The organism is Methylopila sp. Yamaguchi (assembly GCF_002897035.1).
GTDB lineage: Bacteria > Pseudomonadota > Alphaproteobacteria > Rhizobiales > Methylopilaceae > Methylopila.
The window spans coordinates 35,280-51,138 of record NZ_BAUX01000016.1; the positions used below are offsets into that span (position 1 = coordinate 35,280).

Annotated in this window: 12 protein-coding genes; 7 read left to right on the top strand and 5 right to left on the bottom strand. The window is 67.7% G+C overall.

Going from position 1 to position 15,859, the window contains the following annotated elements:
• Nucleotides 1-14: 14 nt before the first annotated feature.
• Nucleotides 15-1,934: a molecular chaperone DnaK gene (dnaK, locus tag METY_RS16825; protein ID WP_103122541.1), complete on the bottom strand. Its 1,920-nt coding sequence runs from the start codon at nucleotides 1,932-1,934 to the stop codon at nucleotides 15-17.
• Between the two features lie 279 nt (nucleotides 1,935-2,213).
• Entirely contained in the window at nucleotides 2,214-3,107 is an 894-nt protein-coding gene (locus tag METY_RS16830; protein WP_103122542.1) for a LysR family transcriptional regulator, read from the bottom strand.
• 103 nt (nucleotides 3,108-3,210) lie between these two features.
• Between METY_RS16830 and METY_RS16835 the strand changes: the two genes are divergently transcribed.
• Nucleotides 3,211-4,080 carry an SDR family oxidoreductase gene (locus METY_RS16835; RefSeq protein WP_103122543.1) on the top strand — a complete coding sequence of 290 codons (870 nt, stop codon included), beginning with the start codon at nucleotides 3,211-3,213 and terminating at the stop codon, nucleotides 4,078-4,080.
• A gap of 91 nt (nucleotides 4,081-4,171) precedes the next feature.
• On the opposite strand, the gene METY_RS16840 is transcribed toward METY_RS16835, so the two are convergent.
• A complete protein-coding gene (locus METY_RS16840) occupies nucleotides 4,172-4,858 on the bottom strand; it encodes a pyridoxamine 5'-phosphate oxidase family protein (RefSeq protein WP_103122544.1) in 687 nt (228 codons plus the stop codon).
• 32 nt (nucleotides 4,859-4,890) lie between these two features.
• Nucleotides 4,891-5,856, bottom strand: coding sequence for an MBL fold metallo-hydrolase (locus tag METY_RS16845; protein ID WP_103122545.1), 966 nt, complete (start codon nucleotides 5,854-5,856; stop codon nucleotides 4,891-4,893).
• A 146-nt stretch (nucleotides 5,857-6,002) separates the two neighbouring features.
• Here METY_RS16845 and METY_RS16850 point away from each other — a divergent pair, with 146 nt between their 5' ends.
• The 3 genes from METY_RS16850 to METY_RS16860 all read left to right on the top strand — a co-directional run bounded on the left by METY_RS16850 (nucleotide 6,003) and on the right by METY_RS16860 (nucleotide 10,661).
• Nucleotides 6,003-6,893, top strand: a complete 891-nt coding sequence (locus tag METY_RS16850) for a LysR family transcriptional regulator (RefSeq protein ID WP_103122600.1) — start codon at nucleotides 6,003-6,005, stop codon at nucleotides 6,891-6,893.
• Nucleotides 6,894-7,184: 291 nt separating this feature from the next.
• Nucleotides 7,185-8,399: a zinc metallochaperone GTPase ZigA gene (gene zigA, locus METY_RS16855; protein ID WP_103122546.1), complete on the top strand. Its 1,215-nt coding sequence runs from the start codon at nucleotides 7,185-7,187 to the stop codon at nucleotides 8,397-8,399.
• Between the two features lie 72 nt (nucleotides 8,400-8,471).
• Nucleotides 8,472-10,661 carry a TonB-dependent receptor gene (locus tag METY_RS16860; RefSeq protein ID WP_103122601.1) on the top strand — a complete coding sequence of 730 codons (2,190 nt, stop codon included), beginning with the start codon at nucleotides 8,472-8,474 and terminating at the stop codon, nucleotides 10,659-10,661.
• Between the two features lie 150 nt (nucleotides 10,662-10,811).
• On the opposite strand, the gene METY_RS16865 is transcribed toward METY_RS16860, so the two are convergent.
• Nucleotides 10,812-12,647 carry a PAS domain S-box protein gene (locus METY_RS16865; RefSeq protein WP_103122547.1) on the bottom strand — a complete coding sequence of 612 codons (1,836 nt, stop codon included), beginning with the start codon at nucleotides 12,645-12,647 and terminating at the stop codon, nucleotides 10,812-10,814.
• Between the two features lie 146 nt (nucleotides 12,648-12,793).
• Between METY_RS16865 and METY_RS16870 the strand changes: the two genes are divergently transcribed.
• From METY_RS16870 to METY_RS16880, 3 genes are read left to right on the top strand one after another with little or no spacing between them, the layout of a single operon-like run.
• Nucleotides 12,794-13,969 (top strand): zinc-dependent alcohol dehydrogenase, encoded by a 1,176-nt coding sequence (locus tag METY_RS16870; RefSeq protein WP_103122548.1) that lies wholly within the window; start codon nucleotides 12,794-12,796, stop codon nucleotides 13,967-13,969.
• Between the two features lie 13 nt (nucleotides 13,970-13,982).
• Nucleotides 13,983-14,576, top strand: a complete 594-nt coding sequence (locus tag METY_RS16875) for a hypothetical protein (RefSeq protein ID WP_103122549.1) — start codon at nucleotides 13,983-13,985, stop codon at nucleotides 14,574-14,576.
• Between the two features lie 28 nt (nucleotides 14,577-14,604).
• Nucleotides 14,605-15,723, top strand: coding sequence for a two pore domain potassium channel family protein (locus METY_RS16880; protein WP_103122550.1), 1,119 nt, complete (start codon nucleotides 14,605-14,607; stop codon nucleotides 15,721-15,723).
• Nucleotides 15,724-15,859: the final 136 nt, after the last annotated feature.

The window sequence follows — 15,859 nt, forward strand, 5'->3', positions numbered from 1 at the left end:
CCCGATCGTCGCCGTCACCGCTGCGCCCGCTTCTGCTCGTCGACCTCCTCGAACTCGGCGTCGACCACATCGTCGTCGGCGGCGTCGGGACCCTCCGCTGATCCGGGACCGCCGTCGCCTTGCGCGCCGGCGGCACTGTTCGCGGCCTGATCAATCTTCGTCGCGGCCTGCGACAGGGCTTGGGCTCTGCTTTCGATCAGAGACACGTCCTCGCCGGCCACCGCCGCCTTGAGCTCGGCGAGCGCGGTCTCGATCGTGGTCTTGTCCGCCGGCTGGAGCTGGCCGCCATGTTCGGCCAGCGCCTTTTCGGTGGAGTGAACGAGACTTTCCGCGTGGTTGCGGGCCTCCGCCAGGGCGCGACGCCTCTTGTCCGCTTCGGCGTTAGCCTCGGCGTCCTTCACCATCTTCTCGATGTCGGCCTCTGACAGGCCGCCCGAAGCCTGGATGCGGATCTGCTGCTCCTTGCCGGTGCCCTTGTCCCTGGCCGAGACGTTGACGATGCCGTTGGCGTCGATGTCGAAGGTCACCTCGATCTGCGGCACACCGCGTGGCGCGGGCGGGATCCCGACGAGATCAAACTGGCCGAGCAGCTTGTTGTCGGCGGCCATTTCGCGCTCGCCCTGAAAAACGCGGATGGTCACGGCCTGCTGATTGTCTTCGGCCGTGGAGAAGGTCTGGCTCTTTTTGGCGGGAATGGTGGTGTTGCGGTCGATCAGGCGCGTGAACACGCCGCCGAGCGTCTCGATGCCGAGCGACAGCGGGGTCACGTCGAGCAGCAGGACGTCCTTGACGTCGCCCTGCAGCACGCCGGCCTGGATCGCGGCGCCGATGGCGACGACCTCGTCCGGGTTGACGCCCTTATGCGGTTCTTTGCCGAAGAACTGTTTCACCACCTCCTGCACCTTCGGCATGCGCGTCATGCCGCCGACCAGGACGACCTCGCCGACCTTGCTGGCGTCGAGCGCCGCATCCTTGAGGGCCGCCATGCAGGGGGCGACGGTCCGCTGCACCAGATCTTCCACGAGCACTTCAAGCTTCGATCGGGTCAGCCTGATGTCGAGATGCTTGGGGCCGGCCTGATCCGCGCTGATGAAGGGCAGGTTGATGCTGGTTTCGTGGCTTGAGGACAGCTCGATCTTCGCTCTTTCAGCCGCTTCGCGCAGGCGTTGCAGGGCCAGACGGTCGTTGCGCAGGTCGATGCCTTGCTGCTTGCGGAACTCGTCCGCAAGAAAATCGATGATCCGCTTGTCGAAATCTTCGCCGCCGAGGAAGGTGTCGCCGTTGGTCGATTTCACCTCGAACACGCCGTCGCCGATATCGAGGATCGAGATGTCGAAGGTGCCGCCGCCGAGATCGTAGACGGCGATCGTGCCCTGCCCCTTCTTCTCGAGCCCGTAAGCGAGCGCGGCCGCGGTCGGCTCGTTGATGATGCGCAGCACCTCGAGGCCGGCGATGCGGCCGGCGTCCTTGGTCGCCTGCCGCTGGGAGTCGTTGAAATAGGCGGGAACTGTGATGACGGCCTGCGTGACGGTCTCCCCGAGATACTGCTCGGCCGTCTCCTTCATCTTCTGCAGGATGTAGGCGGAGATCTGCGAGGGCGAATACTTCTTGCCGTTCGCCTCGACCCATGCGTCTCCATTGTCGCCCGGCACGATCCTGTAGGATACAAGCCCCTTGTCCTTTTCGACGATCGGGTCGTCGAACCGGCGTCCGATCAGCCGTTTGATGGCGAAGATGGTGTTTTCCGGATTGGTGACGGCCTGCCGCTTGGCCGGCTGGCCGACCAGGACCTCGCCATCCTTGCCGAAGGCGACCATGGACGGCGTCGTCCGCGACCCCTCCGCGTTCTCGATCACTTTCGCCTGCTTGCCTTCCATTACGGCGACGCAGGAATTGGTCGTTCCGAGATCGATGCCGATCAGCTTGGTGGCCATGCTCGCCTCCGCCCGAATGACGCTGCGCACCCGCTCCGCCAAACCAAGTCCAGCGGCGAGCGGCGTCTAAGCGCGATCAAACGTCTGGCGCGATCCGGATGCCTTGACGATCGTCAAAAGACGCAAAGGAGGCCGCAGGCCGATATCCGTCTAGCGCGACCGCCAAAACGCGCGCGTTCTTCGACGAGCCCGCGGACGATCTGGCCTCGTGTGGGCGCCCCCGGCCTGAATCGCCCGGGCACGAGCGCCGCGGCGACGAGGCCGGCGTGAAGGAGCGGTTCAGTTCCGGACATAGGCCGCGAGTTCGTCGGGCGTCCCCTTGGGGAAGGCGTCTTTCAGGTGGTCGAGAAACGCCGACACGCGGGCGCTGAGCAGCCGGCGCGTGGGGTAGAGCGCCCAAAGAGCTGTCCCCGCTCCCTCCACGTCGCCCCAATGCACGAGCCGGCCGGCGGCCAGGTCGGAGCTTGCGAGCGACAGCGGCAGGCGGGCGGCGCCGACGCCCATCCGGACGGCGTCGCGCACCATCACAAGGGACGACAGGCCGAGCATGGGCTCGACCGCGACGCCGGATCTGCCGGACGGCGTGACGACCTTCCAGGTTTCCGCCCCGCCGATCGCGCCGCGTACGACCGCCGGCGCGGGATCGGCGGACGTTGGGCGCGCGAGGTCGGGGCTCGCCACGACCACAAGCCGGTCGTGAAGGAAGACCCGGCCGACGAGGGACGCGTCGGGCTTGGGATCGACCCGGATGACGAGGTCGTAGCCCTCCTCGATCATGTCGACGGCGCGGTCCTCCGCCGTGACCTCGAGCCGGACCTCCGGGTGTTTCAGCGCGAAGCCCGCCGCGAGCTTGCCCATGGCAGTTTGGGAGAACAGCAGCGGAGCGCTGATCCGCAGCCGCCCACGGGGCCTGCTGCCGCGCGAGGCGATCTCCGCCGCCGTCTCGTCGATCTCCGTCAGAAGAAGGCCTGTCCGCTCGAACAGCGCCCGCCCCTCCTCGGTCAGCTTGAGCGCGCGAGCGCCGCGCTCGAACAGCCGCAGGCCGAGGCTCGCCTCCAGTTCCGCCACGCGCCGGGAGAGCGTCGCCTTCGGCCGCCTCGCGGCGCGCGCCGCCTTCCCGAACCCGCCATGGCGGGCGACGAGGGTGAAGTCGGCCAGTGCCAGCAGATCCATCTGTTCCACCTGTGAGACGGCGCGTCCAGATATAGCGGCTATCGGCACGCCTGTGGATCGATGATTTTCGGGTTGTCTCACATCCCGAACAGGAGCTGCCCCAATGACCATTCTCGTCACCGGCGCCACCGGCCGCATCGGCCGCCAGGTCATCGCTCAACTCGTCACCCGCGGCGCCGAGGTGCGCGCGCTTACCCGGGACCCGTCCAAGGCCAGCTTCCCGGCCGGCGTGGAGGTCGCGCAGGGCGATCTGCTCGACATCGGATCGCTGCGGAAGGCGTTCGACGGCGTCACGACGCTGTTCCTGCTGAACGCCGTCGCGGGCGACGAATTCACCCAGGCCAACGTCACGTTGAACGTCGCGCGCGAGGCGGGCGTCGAGCGGGTCGTCTATCTGTCGGTGTTCCACGCCGACCGCTTCGCGAACGTGCCCCACTTCGCGGTGAAGTCGGGCGCGGAACGCATGCTGGCGCAGATGGGCTTCAGCGCGACGATCCTGCGCGCGTCCTACTTCATAGACAACGAGGTGATGGTCAAAGACGTCATCGCGAACCACGGCGTCTATCCCATGCCGATCGGAACCAAGGGCGTCGCCATGGTCGACGGTCGCGACATCGCGGAAGTCGCCGCGATCGAGCTGATCCGTCGCGACCGGGCGCCGGGCAAGCTGCCGGTGGAGACCATCAATCTCGTCGGCCCGGACACCCTGACCGGTCCGGACGTCGCCGCGATCTGGTCCGAGGCGCTCGGCCGTCCGGTCGTCTACGGCGGCGACGATCCCAGCGGTTTCGAGCAGACCATGGCGAGCTTCATGCCGGGGTGGATGGCCTACGAGATGCGCCTCATGGCCGAGCGCTACGTCAGCGACGGCATGATCCCGGACGCCGGCGACGTCGAACGACTGACCGAGATCCTCGGACGGCCGCTGCGCTCCTATCGAGACTTCGCCGCCCAGTTCGCAACCGCCGCCTGAAATGCGGCCGCGGAGCCGGCGACATGGCCGGTCTCCCCTCTGAGGCGGCGGGCTCGGACGCTCGCCGCCTCAGAGGGGCGCTGCCCCGGCCTCACCGGACTGGACCGGGTTGATCCCCGCGTCCGCGGGGCCCGGTCGTCGAGTGCTCTTCCAGCAGTCGACGCAATCGTTGGTTTTCCTCCCGCAGACTCCCGATTTCGTCCCGTACGGGCGCGAGCGCATGCTCCAGTTCTCCTAGCGTAAAGCGCGGGGTGATGTGCTGCGGGCAGTTCCAGTCGAAGGCCTCGACCCGAATGATCGCCGCGCGCTCGATCACGGCCTCGTAGTCCGGCATCGCGACCGCGTCGAGAAGCGACGGATCGGCGTCCGCGTCCAGCATCTCCAGACGGCCGAAGATCTTCAGCCGCCGCCGGTGCCCGTAGTCCATGAGAAAGAGCGAAACCCGGTCGTCGGCTGAGACGTTGCCCGTCGTGACGTACTGCATGTTGCCCCGGAAGTCCGCGAAAGCCAGCGTCCGCTCGTCGAGGACCCGCAAGAAGCCCTTTGGCCCGCCGCGGTGCTGCACATAGGGCCAGCCGGTTTCGGAGACGCTCGCGAGATAGAACCCGTCGCGGTCCGCTATGAAGGCCTTTTCCGGTTCGTCGAGCCGGTCGTTGCGGACCGGCCCGTCCGGATTCAGCGTCCCGTCCAGCCGCGCGTACTGCGCCGCGCCGCCATAGCGCGCGCGGGCCGCCATGACCGAAGGCGTGGACGCAAGCTGCAGCCACTTGTGAACCATGTCCGCCTCCTGACACGCGGGCTCGTTCCGGATCAGTCCTGGTAGGCCCAATCCGCCGGCGCCCAGCTCAACCGGCCCCGGTCGGAGACGAGTCTGCCCAGCCCGGGGAACGGCATGTGCGTCGCCGCGATCAGCGCGCCTTCCTCCGCCGCGCGCGGGAAGAACCGGTCCCGCATTGCCTGCGCGGCCGGACGGTCCTGCTCGAACAGGAAGGCCACGTCCGTGCCCATTCGGGGGTGGACCACCGGGAAGATCATGTCCGAGACCATGATTAGGCTCTGGGAGCCGTCTTCGATCCGCACGCCGATATGGCCGGGCGTGTGGCCCGTCAGGTCGACGAGCCAGACGCCGCGCATGATCTGGTGGTCGCCCTCGGTCGTCTGAAGCTTGGGATAGAGCCGCACGAGGTCGGACGCGAACCGGAAGCTGGTCTGGAGGTAGTCGGGCGCGCGCGCTTGCTTCGCCGGGTCGGTCCAGTGGGCGACGTCGCGGCGGTCCACATAGACCTCCGCCTTCGGAAAACGGCGCTCGCCGCCCGCGATCAGCCCGCCCATGTGGTCCTGATGCAGGTGGGTCACGACCACGGCGTCGATCTGGTCGGGGCGCAGGCCGCGGGCTGAGAGCGCCTCTGGTAGGCGGCCGGTCTGGCCGATCGAGCCGGCGGGTCCGGCGTCGATCAGGATGCGGCTCGCGCCGTCTTCGACCAGGTACTGGTTGAACAGGAACCGGACGCCGCTCGGTCGCGCGGAAAACTGCGCTTTGGCCTCGGCTTCGACCTGCGCCGGCGTCCGTCCCGGAAAGTAGCTGAAGGGCATGTCGGCGTAGCCGTCCGACAGAGCCGTCACCGTGAAGCGGCCGATCTTGATCTGCGCGAGCGGCGTCACTGCGGGGGACGAAGGCGGGGTCGCTGCGAGGGCGACAGGGGCCTGCGTGGCCACGCCAAAGGCGGCGCCGGCGAGGCCAAGGCCCAGAGTCCGACGGGAGAGGGAGACAACCATGAGACAAGCTCCAAAAGGGGTGACCGGCGAACGCGCTCGTCCTGCTCGGCGCCCCAGAGTTCGTGGCTGGACCAAAGTAGACCCTCCCTCCAAAGCGCAGTATCTGTCGAAGTCGGGAAGCTTCCTCTCATTCCATGGAAGGCGCGATGGACCGTCTCGAGAGCATGTCGGTGCTGCTCGCCGTGGTGGAGGAAGGGAGCCTGTCGGGCGCGTCGCGGCGCCTGCGCGCGCCTCTTGCGACGGTGAGCCGGAGGGTGGCGGAGCTGGAGACGCACTTGGGGACGCAGCTTCTCGTGCGCACGAGCCGCCGCATACAGCTCACGGACGCCGGCCGGGTCTATGTCGAGGCGGCGAAGCGCATCCTCGAGCAGGTCGAGGAGGCGGAGCGGGACGCGGCGGGCGAGCACAGCGCGCCCCGAGGCGAGCTCAGCATGACGGCCCCAATCGTGTTCGGCCGGACGCACGTGCTGCCAATCGCACTCGGTTTCCTTAAGGAGCATCCGGAGATCGACCTAAAGCTTCTCCTCGACGACCGTCAGGTGAGCCTGGCCGAGGAGCACGTCGATCTCGCCGTCCGCATCGGCCATCTGGTCGACAGCGATCTCCGGGCGACGAAAGTCGGCGAGGTGCGGCTGGTCTGCTGCGCGAGCCCCGCGTACCTCGCCAATCGCGGCGCCCCAGCGGCGCCTAGGGACCTTTCGGCGCACGACGGGGTCACGTTCAGGGGCTTCAAGACCGCGCCGGAGTGGCGCTACCGCGGCGATACGGGCGTATGGGCCGCCGAACCCCGCCAGCGGCTTGCGGTGAACTCGACGGAAGCCGCCGTCGCCGCCGCGGCGGCGGGGCTCGGCGTTGCACGCCTTCTATCCTACCAGATCGAGCAGGAGCTGCGGTCCGGCGCGCTCGTCCCGATCCTCGAAGACTTCGCCCCCGAGCCCTTGCCGGTGAACCTCGTGTGCCCCGAAACGAGTTTGCGGCTGCGCAAGGTCCGCGTCTTTCTTGATTGGACGGCCCCGCGGCTCCGGGCTCGTCTCTGACGGCTCGGCGCTCCGTCCCACCCCATTCGCTCCTCTGACAAGGCTGCCGCCCTCGTCTCGCCAGAGGATGGCAGGCGGCGTCTTCGCCCGCGTTCAAACGTTCCGGTCAGGTGGACGAGTTCGGCCGTCGCTCAGGGCGTGTCCCAAATGAGGGACATTCCCCGCTTCAAAGAGACCCACACCGCCCTAGCGCGGCGGCGATGCGGTAGCGTTGAGTTTGGATCATCGGCCCTTGCCACCATCCGCCGCCGTCCGCTATGTAACATTATAACGTTACACGCGAGGTGCGCCATGGCCAACGATCGCCTGCCCGTCACTGTCCTTTCGGGCTTTCTGGGCGCAGGGAAGACGACGCTGCTGAACCACATTCTGAGAAACCGCGACGGCTTGAAGGTCGCGGTGATCGTCAACGACATGTCGGAGGTCAACATCGACGCCGATCTCGTGCGCGACGGAGGCGCGGAGCTGTCGCGCAGCGACGAGAAGCTCGTGGAGATGACCAACGGATGCATCTGCTGCACCCTGCGCGACGACCTTCTGACGGAGGTTCGGCGGCTCGCCGCGGAGCGCCGGTTCGATCATCTCGTGATCGAGTCAACGGGCGTGTCGGAACCGCTTCCCGTCGCAGCCACCTTCGATTTCCGCGACGAAGACGGCCTCTCGCTGTCGGACGTCGCCCGGCTCGACACCATGGTGACCGTCGTCGACGGCGCGAACCTGCTGCGTGATTTTTCAAGCCGCGACTTCCTGAAGGACCGCGGCGAGACCGCCGGCGCTGACGACGTCCGGACGCTTGTCGACCTTCTTACCGAGCAGATCGAGTTCGCGGACGTCGTCGTTCTGAACAAGGCGGCCGAGGTCGACGCCGCCATGAGGGCGACGGTGCGGGGCGTGATCCGCTCGCTCAACGGCGACGCGAAAATCATCGACGCCGATTTCGGCCGCGTGCCTCTCCGCGAGGTTCTCGGAACCGGGCGCTTCGATTTCGATCGGGCGCGCCGAAACCCGCTCTGGATCAAGGAGCTTTTCGGGTTCAGGGACCACGTCCCCGAGACCGAAGAGTACGGCGTCTCGAGCTTCGTCTTCCGCGCACGCCGTCCGTTCGAGCCGCAACGGTTCGCGGAGTTCCTGGCGCGGGACTGGCCCGGCCTCGTGCGCGCAAAGGGGCATTTCTGGCTCGCGACCCGGCCGGACTGGGCGGGCGACATGTCGCTCGCCGGCTCGATCTGCCGGACGGAAGCCGGTGGGGCCTGGTGGGCCGCCACCCCGCGCGAACGCTGGCCGGCGTCCGAGGAGTGGCGCGCATGGCTCAACGCCCGCTGGGACGAGACCTGGGGCGATCGCCGGCAGGAGCTCGTGTTCATCGGGGTGGGGCTGCAGGAGGCGCCGATCCGCGAAGCGCTCGAAGCCGCGCTCGTCGGACCGGACAAGCCGACCGAGCGGGACTGGAAGGCCTTCGCCCGGCTGCCTGACCCGTTTCCGGCCTGGACCAGGGACGCGGCCTGACCAGTCCCGGTGGAGACGCTCGTCCCCACCGGGACGATCCAAGAGACGATCCAAGACTTCATCGGGGACATCATGAACATCTCTCAACGGACGAGGAGCGGGCTCCTCGCGACGGCGGCGTGCGTCTGCCTGTCGGCAGGCGAAGGACGCGCGCAGGAAGCGACGGAGCTCGAGGAGATCTTCGTCACGGCGCCCAGCCCGATCCGGTCCCGCGACCGGCCCGCGGGCGGGTCGGACCTCGAAGGCGTGCTGCCGGTCGCAACCGACGCGTTCGCGCCCGTGACCGTCGTGCCGAGGGACGAGATCGTGCGGCGCCAGCCGTTCTCGCTGGGCGACGCGCTGCGCGACAAGCCGGGGCTGAGCGGGTCCACCTTCGCGCCGGGCGCCGCCGACCGGCCGATCATCCGCGGGCTCGATGGTCCGCGCGTCCGCATCCTAGAGAACGGCCTCGGCGTGCACGACGTCTCGGCGCTCGGCGAGGATCACGCCGTTCCGGTGAACCCGCTCGTCGCCGACCAGATCGAGGTGGTCCGAGGCCCGGCGACGCTGCGCTACGGCTCGTCCGCGATCGGCGGCGTGGTGAGCGTCGAGAACGGGCGGATACCGCAGGCCGAACCCGCTGGGGGCCACTCCGCGGAGGCCACCGCTGGTCTGTCATCCGTCGATCGGGGGCGTTCGGTCGCCGCGCGCATCGACGCGGGGCACGACGGCTTCGCGCTGCACGCCGACGGCTTCGCCACGAAATCCGGAAACTACGACACGCCGGACGGCCGGCAGGCCAACTCCGCGACGCAGTCGACGGGCGGCGCAATCGGCCTCTCGAAGGTCTTCGACCGGGGCTATGTCGGGCTGTCCTACAGCCATTACGACTCGTTCTACCACGTGCCCGGCGGCGAATCCGCGGAGCTGAACACCCGCCTCGATCCCCGGCAGGACAAGCTTCAGGCGCAGGGCGAATACCGCTTCGAGGGCGGCCCCATCGAGGCGCTGCGGTTCTGGATCAACGCGTCGCGCTACAAACACCGCGAGTTCGGCCTCGAGGAGCACGACCACGAGCACGAGCACAGCGGCGATCATGATCACGACCACGAGAATCATGAGGAGGTCGCGGAAGACGGCGTCCATGGCGTTTTCCGCAACCGCGAGGCCGAGGCGCGCGTCGAGCTGCAGCACGCGCCCGTCGCCCTGTCCCTTGGCGGCTTAACCGGCGCGTTCGGGGTTCAGGCCGGCCGCGGCAAGTTGAAGACTTCCGGCGAAGCCGAGGGGCTGATCGCGCCGACGGACACCAAGACGGTCGCGGCCTACGTCTTCGAACAGCTCGACTTCGGCGGCGGGTTCAAGGTCCAGGGCGCAGCCCGCATCGAACACGCCGACATCGACGGAACCGCGACCACATTCCCCGGCCTCCTCCCGGACGGAAGCGATCCGGTGAACAGGGGCCGCGACCGGCGCTTCACCCCCGTTAGCGGCAGCATCGGCCTGCTGCAGGAGCTGCCGCACGGCTTCGTCGCAAGCCTGACGGGGCAGTATGTCGAGCGCGCTCCGAGCGGGCTCGAGCTGTTCTCGCGCGGCTCACACCACGCCGCCGGCCTGTTCGAGATCGGAGATCCGAACCTGAAGCTCGAGAAGGCGAAGTCGGTGGAGCTCGGTCTTCGCCGAGCGGAAGGGTCGCTGCGGCTCGACGCCAGCGCCTATTACACGCGCTACAGCGGCTTCATTTACCGCCGGCTGACCGGCGTCGAATGCGGCCACGACTTCGACAGCTGCGGTGAGGAGCACGAGTTCGACCAGAGCGTCTATTCGCAGAAGAGCGCCAAATTCTACGGCGCTGAGATCTCCGCGCAGTTCGACGCGGTGACCATGGGCCGCCACGTCTTCGGCGTCGACGGCCAGTACGACTTCGTCCGCGCCACGTTCACGGACGGCGCTAACGTTCCGAGGGTTCCGCCGCATAGGCTCGGGGGCGGCGTGTTCTGGCGCAGCGAGGACGGTTTTTACGCCCGCGTCGGCTTGCTGCACGCCTTCGCGCAGACGAGGAGCGGCGAGTTGGAGAGCCGGACGCCCGGCTACGACAACCTCAAGGCGGAGTTTAGCTACACACGCGCTTTCGATCGCCAGGCGACGCGCGTCAACTCGATCACCGTGGGTCTCGTCGGCGACAACCTGCTGAACGACCGGATCCGGAACGCGGCGTCGTTTAAGAAGGACGAAATTCTGCTGCCCGGCGCGGGCGTGCGCGCCTTCGTGCGCGCACGGTTCTGAACGCGAAGGAAGAGGATGAAATCTCACGGGCGACGGGGCTCTCCTCCGTCGACTCCGGGCTCGATCGGCTCGCAGGGGAGACGGCCCCGGAGGCGCCGCCCGCGCGAGCGCACATTGCTTTTTGCGATTGCGCCGGCGCCGCCCGAGCGCTCATTTCATCGCCTTCGGCTGCCTCGCTGGGTCTCCCGGAGACGGGATGACGCCAGCCGACAGGGCGATCGTCAGGAGCTCGGACAGCGTCCTCGCATTGAGCCGGTTCATGACCTGCGCGCGATGCAGCTCGACGGTGCGCGGGCTGATGCCCAGCGTTTGGCCGATGATCTTGTTCGTCCCCCCGTTCACCAGTCCGCCCAACACCTCCCGCTCGCGCGGCGTCAATCGGGCGAGGCGGGCGCCGGCGGTCTCGTCAGGCGTGGTCTGCCGCGACGAGCCGTGACACTCGGCCAAGGCGCTCGCGAGCTTTGTTAGCAGAGACGCCTCGTCCTCAACGGTGACATAGTCGACGGCGCCCGCCTTCATGGCGGCGACCGCCGCCGCAGCGTCCCCGCCGGGCGCGTCGAGCACGATCGTCGGCAGTGGCGACGACAGCGCCTTGAGCTCGCGCGGGATGGAAAGCCCTTCGGCCTTCGACTTGCGGAGGTCAATCAACACGCAGCCTGGCGCGAGCACGGCGGCGACGGAGAGAAAGGCTGACGCGGTCTCGAAGCTGCGCGCGCGGTAGCCGAGCGTCCGGACGACGCGTTGCAGTAGGCGTGCTTCGCGCGCGCTCGAACTCACGACGTAGACCTGGCGGACGTCCTCTGCGCTGACATCCTCCGTGATCCCGCCGATCCGGGTGATTACGCCGTCCTCGTTCGGGATGGGAAAACTCGTGTCGCGCAGCCAGCGGACGGCCCCGTCGCTGGGCCGGATGATCCGGTACTCGTACGTCGTCACCTCTCCGCTCCGGACGGAGCCGAGAGCGTGCGCGACTTGCAAGCGGTCGTCGGGATGGACGGCCTTCATCCACTCAGCGAGGTCGGTCGCTCCCTCGTCGCAGGGCAGGCCCCAGATCCGCTCGTAGGCGGCGCTCCGGTAAAGGATTGTCTCCGCGACAGGGTCGCCAATCCAGATCAGGTTCCGGCTGTGGTTGGCGAAGCTACGAAACTGCGCTTCGCTCGCGCGGATGGCGGCTTCGGCGGCCCGCTGGGCCGTCACGTCGATCGCGGCTCCGATGAAGCCGACCGGGCGGGCCTGTTCGAAGGTCGTTCGTCCCGCGGTCGCGATGCGCCGCGTGACGCCGTCGTCGCGGCCTCTCACGCGATATTCGATATTATAGCGCCCGTCCCCAGTCGGAGAAGCGCAGGTCGCGATGGCCTTCCTAACGTCCTCGATGTCGTCAGGATGGATCCCCGCCTCGAAGACGTCCATGTCCACCTCAGCGCCGGAGGCGAGCCCCCACATTGCGCGCAGTCGCTCGTCCCAGTCCAGCGCGCCGGTGATCGGATCCCAGGAGTAGACGCCGAGGCCCACAAGTTCGCTCGCGGCGCGCAAGCGGGCCTCGCTTTTCTGCAAGGCCTCCTCGAACATGCGGCGTTCGCTGGTGTCGCGGGACACGCCGACGACCATCTCGACGGATCCGTCCTTGCCCCGGATCGGACCCCACAGATAAGCGAAATAGGACGCCCGTCCGGTCGGGCTGCGGAAGAAGAACTCGTCTTCGACCGTTACGCCCTCCGCCAAAATTCGATCGATGTGCCCCTCGAGCAGGCCGGCGAGTTCTGACGGATAGTTCAGATCGGCGAAGGTCTTGCCGAGCATGTCGTCCGCCGACAGCCCGAACAGCGCCAGCATCGCAGGGTTCGCGTAGGCGAAACGTCGCTCCCGATCAAACGCGTAGACGAAATCCGGGATCGCCGAGAGCATCGCTTCGAGAAAGCGCGTCTGCCGCGCGTGCGCCATTTCCGCCGCGCCGAGTTCGTCACCTTCCCCCAGCGCCGCCGCCATCAGTCTTTTCCGACACGGCGTCGACTCCTCAGGTCATCTGGCGAAAGCTAAGCGCCTTCCCCTCGGAATGTTCCCTAGGGATCGTCCGGGGCTCCGGAAGCCGTCGCGGGGTGTTTAGCACGCATCACCACCGAGGAGACCCCATAATGAAAGCCCTCGTCTGGCACGGCAAGGAGGACATCCGATGCGACCGAGTGTCGGATCCCGCGATCGAGCACCCGCGAGACGCAATCATCAAGGTTACAAGCTGCGCGATCTGCGGCTCTGATCTTCATCTCTTCCATAACCTCGTGCCGGCGATGCTGCCCGGCGACATCATGGGTCATGAGACCATGGGCGAGGTGGTCGAAGTCGGCAGCGCCGCCAAGGGGAAGCTCAAGAAGGGCGACCGCGTCGTCATCCCCTTCACGATCCAATGCGGAGAGTGCGAGCAATGTCGGCGCGGCAACTTCTCGCTCTGTCGGCAGAGCAACCGAAAGGGCGAGTTGGGCGACAAGGTTTTCGGGCATCGCACCGGCGGACTGTTTGGCTACACGCACCTGACAGGCGGCTACCCGGGCGGACAGGCTGAGTATCTCCGCGTTCCTTTCTCGGATACGACGCACATCAAGGTGCCGGACGGCATCGAGGACGAGAAGCTGCTCTTCCTCTCGGACATCTTCCCGACGGGATGGCAGGCGGCGGTTCAGTGCGACATCCAGCCTGGCGACACCGTCGCGGTCTGGGGCTGCGGCCCCGTCGGCCAGATGGCGATCCGATCAGCGATCCTGCTGGGCGCCGAACAGGTGGTGGCGATCGATCATCTTCCCGAGCGGCTGTCCATGGCGGCCGCCGCCGGGGCGATCACCATCAACTTCGAAGAGGAAAGCGTCGTCGAACGGCTGAACGAGCTGACCGGCGGCGAGGGTCCGCACAAATGCATCGACGCGGTCGGCTCGGAAAGCCACGTCTCGCTCGGGCAGCCGGACACGCTTCTCGATCGCGCCAAGCAGATGCTCATGGCGGAGAACGACCGGCCGCATGTGCTGCGCGAGGCGATCTACGTGTGCCGCCCGGCGGGCGTGATCTCGATCATCGGCGTCTACCTCGGCCTGTCGGACAAGGTTCCAATGGGCCAGGCGATGAACAAGGGGCTCACGTTCCGGATGGCGCAGGCGCATGTCCCGCGCTGGACCGGCGATCTCCTCCGGCGGATCGAGCAAGGCGAGATCGATCCATCGTTCGTGATCACCCACAAAGCCGACCTCGCGGACGGCCCCGCGATGTACGCCAAGTTCCGCGACAAGGCGGACGGCTGCATCAAGGTCATGCTCCAGCCCTGAAGGAGGCGCTCCCATGCCGCTCACCAACCTCACTGGGATCGCTCGTTCCGAGGGCGACCCGCGCATCCAAAGCAAGGGACCGAGTTCGCTGACCGACGCCGACCGTCTGGCGCGGGCGCTCGGCTGGTTCTCCATCGGTCTCGGCGTCGTCGAACTGGTGGCGCCCGGACGCATCGCCCGCGGCCTCGGGCTCGAGCACAAGGAGGGTCTGATCCGAGCCTTTGGCGCACGCGAACTGGCGAGCGCCGTGCCCACCTTGTCGGTGGACAAGTCCGCGGGGCTCGCGGCCCGGATCGGCGGCGACGTGCTCGACCTGCTCACGCTTTCGACGGCGCTGCATCCCGGCAATCCGAAGAGGGGAAACGCCGCGGTCGCGACCGCCCTCGTGCTGGGCGTGACCTTGCTTGATCTCGTCGCCTACGCCGGCGTGACGGCCGCGCACCGTCGCGGGCCGGACGCCGGCGGCCGCAACTACTCGGACCGCAGCGGGCTTCCGAAGGGAATCCAGGAGTCCCGAGGACTGGCCCGCAAGGACTTCAAGACACCCCCGGACTACCGGGCGGAAGGCACGGTCGCAGCGGCGCTTCCCGCGCCTCCGTCATCCTGAGGCTCCAGATCAAGGCGGGGCAGCGCCGATGACGCTCGAACAACTTGCTGGGGCGGCGCTGACCCTGGTCTTCCTGGCCGACATCTTCCTGACGGTGCTCTACGCGCGGGCGGGCACCGGGCTCCTCGCTCCATACTGGATCCGGGCCATCTGGGCGGCGATCCGCGGCGTGGCCCGCCTGTTCGGCCGCCGCCGCCGCGGAGCCGTTTTATCGCTCGCTGGCCCCCTGATCGTCGTGTCGCTGATCGGGTTCTGGGCGATCGGGCTGACGATCGGCGCGGCCCTCGTCATCCAGCCCGCGCTTGGCGTCGCCATCCGTCCCAGCAGCGGCGGCACGCCGACGGACTTCGTCACCGCGCTCTTCGTCGCCGGCAACAGCCTGTCGATCGTCGGCGGCGGCGGCTACTCGCCGCAGACCGCCGGGACCCGCATTCTCTTCCTGATCAACGCATTGATCGGAACGTCCGCGCTCTCGCTCGTGCTGAGCTATCTCGTCCAAGTCTACTCCGCCTTGCGCGAGCGCAACACGCTGGCTCTGACCATCCATCTCATGACGGACAGCACGGGAGACGCCGCCGTCCTGCTGGCGCGGCTCATGCCTGGAGGCGAGATCGGCAACGCGCCAAGCGAACTCAGCAACCTCGCCCGGTCGCTCGCGTCGACCAAGGAGGCGCACCACTTCTATCCCCTGCTGTTCTACTTCCGCTTCGAGCAGCCGTTCTATTCCGTGTCCCGGATGAGTTTCGTCATTCTGGACCTGACAACGCTCATCGACACCGCGCTCGACCGTGAGCGGTATGGATCTCTGATCAACTCCGCCCCGGTCACGTCGCTGCGCCGGGCTGCGTTGCAGCTTCTCCACACGCTTCACGAGAGCTTTCCGACGACGGAGCCGCGGGCCGAAGAGCTCGCCGCCGGGACCCGCCGCAGCACGGAGAGCTATCTTACGGCGGTCGATACCCTGAGGCGCTCAGGCGTCGCCTCGCAGCTCGACGGCCGCGAGTTCTACGTCGCCGCGCGGCGCGACTGGGAACCGCTGGCCGGACGCCTTGCGCCGACTCTTGGCCACGACGTCGGCGAGATCGATCGCCGTCGGCCTGATCTTAGGGGCGCCGGTTCCGTAGTTGATCCGGACAGGCTGGATTGAGTCCTAGAACATTCCGGCAAGACCGGCTTCAGCGTGTGAAGCAATCGACCGCCACTCAGCGGTCGGGACGAGGCCCTCGGCGCTTCCAACGGAAAGACCGAGCCCGCCCCTGGGCGGCGCGGGCTGAGCCGCATGT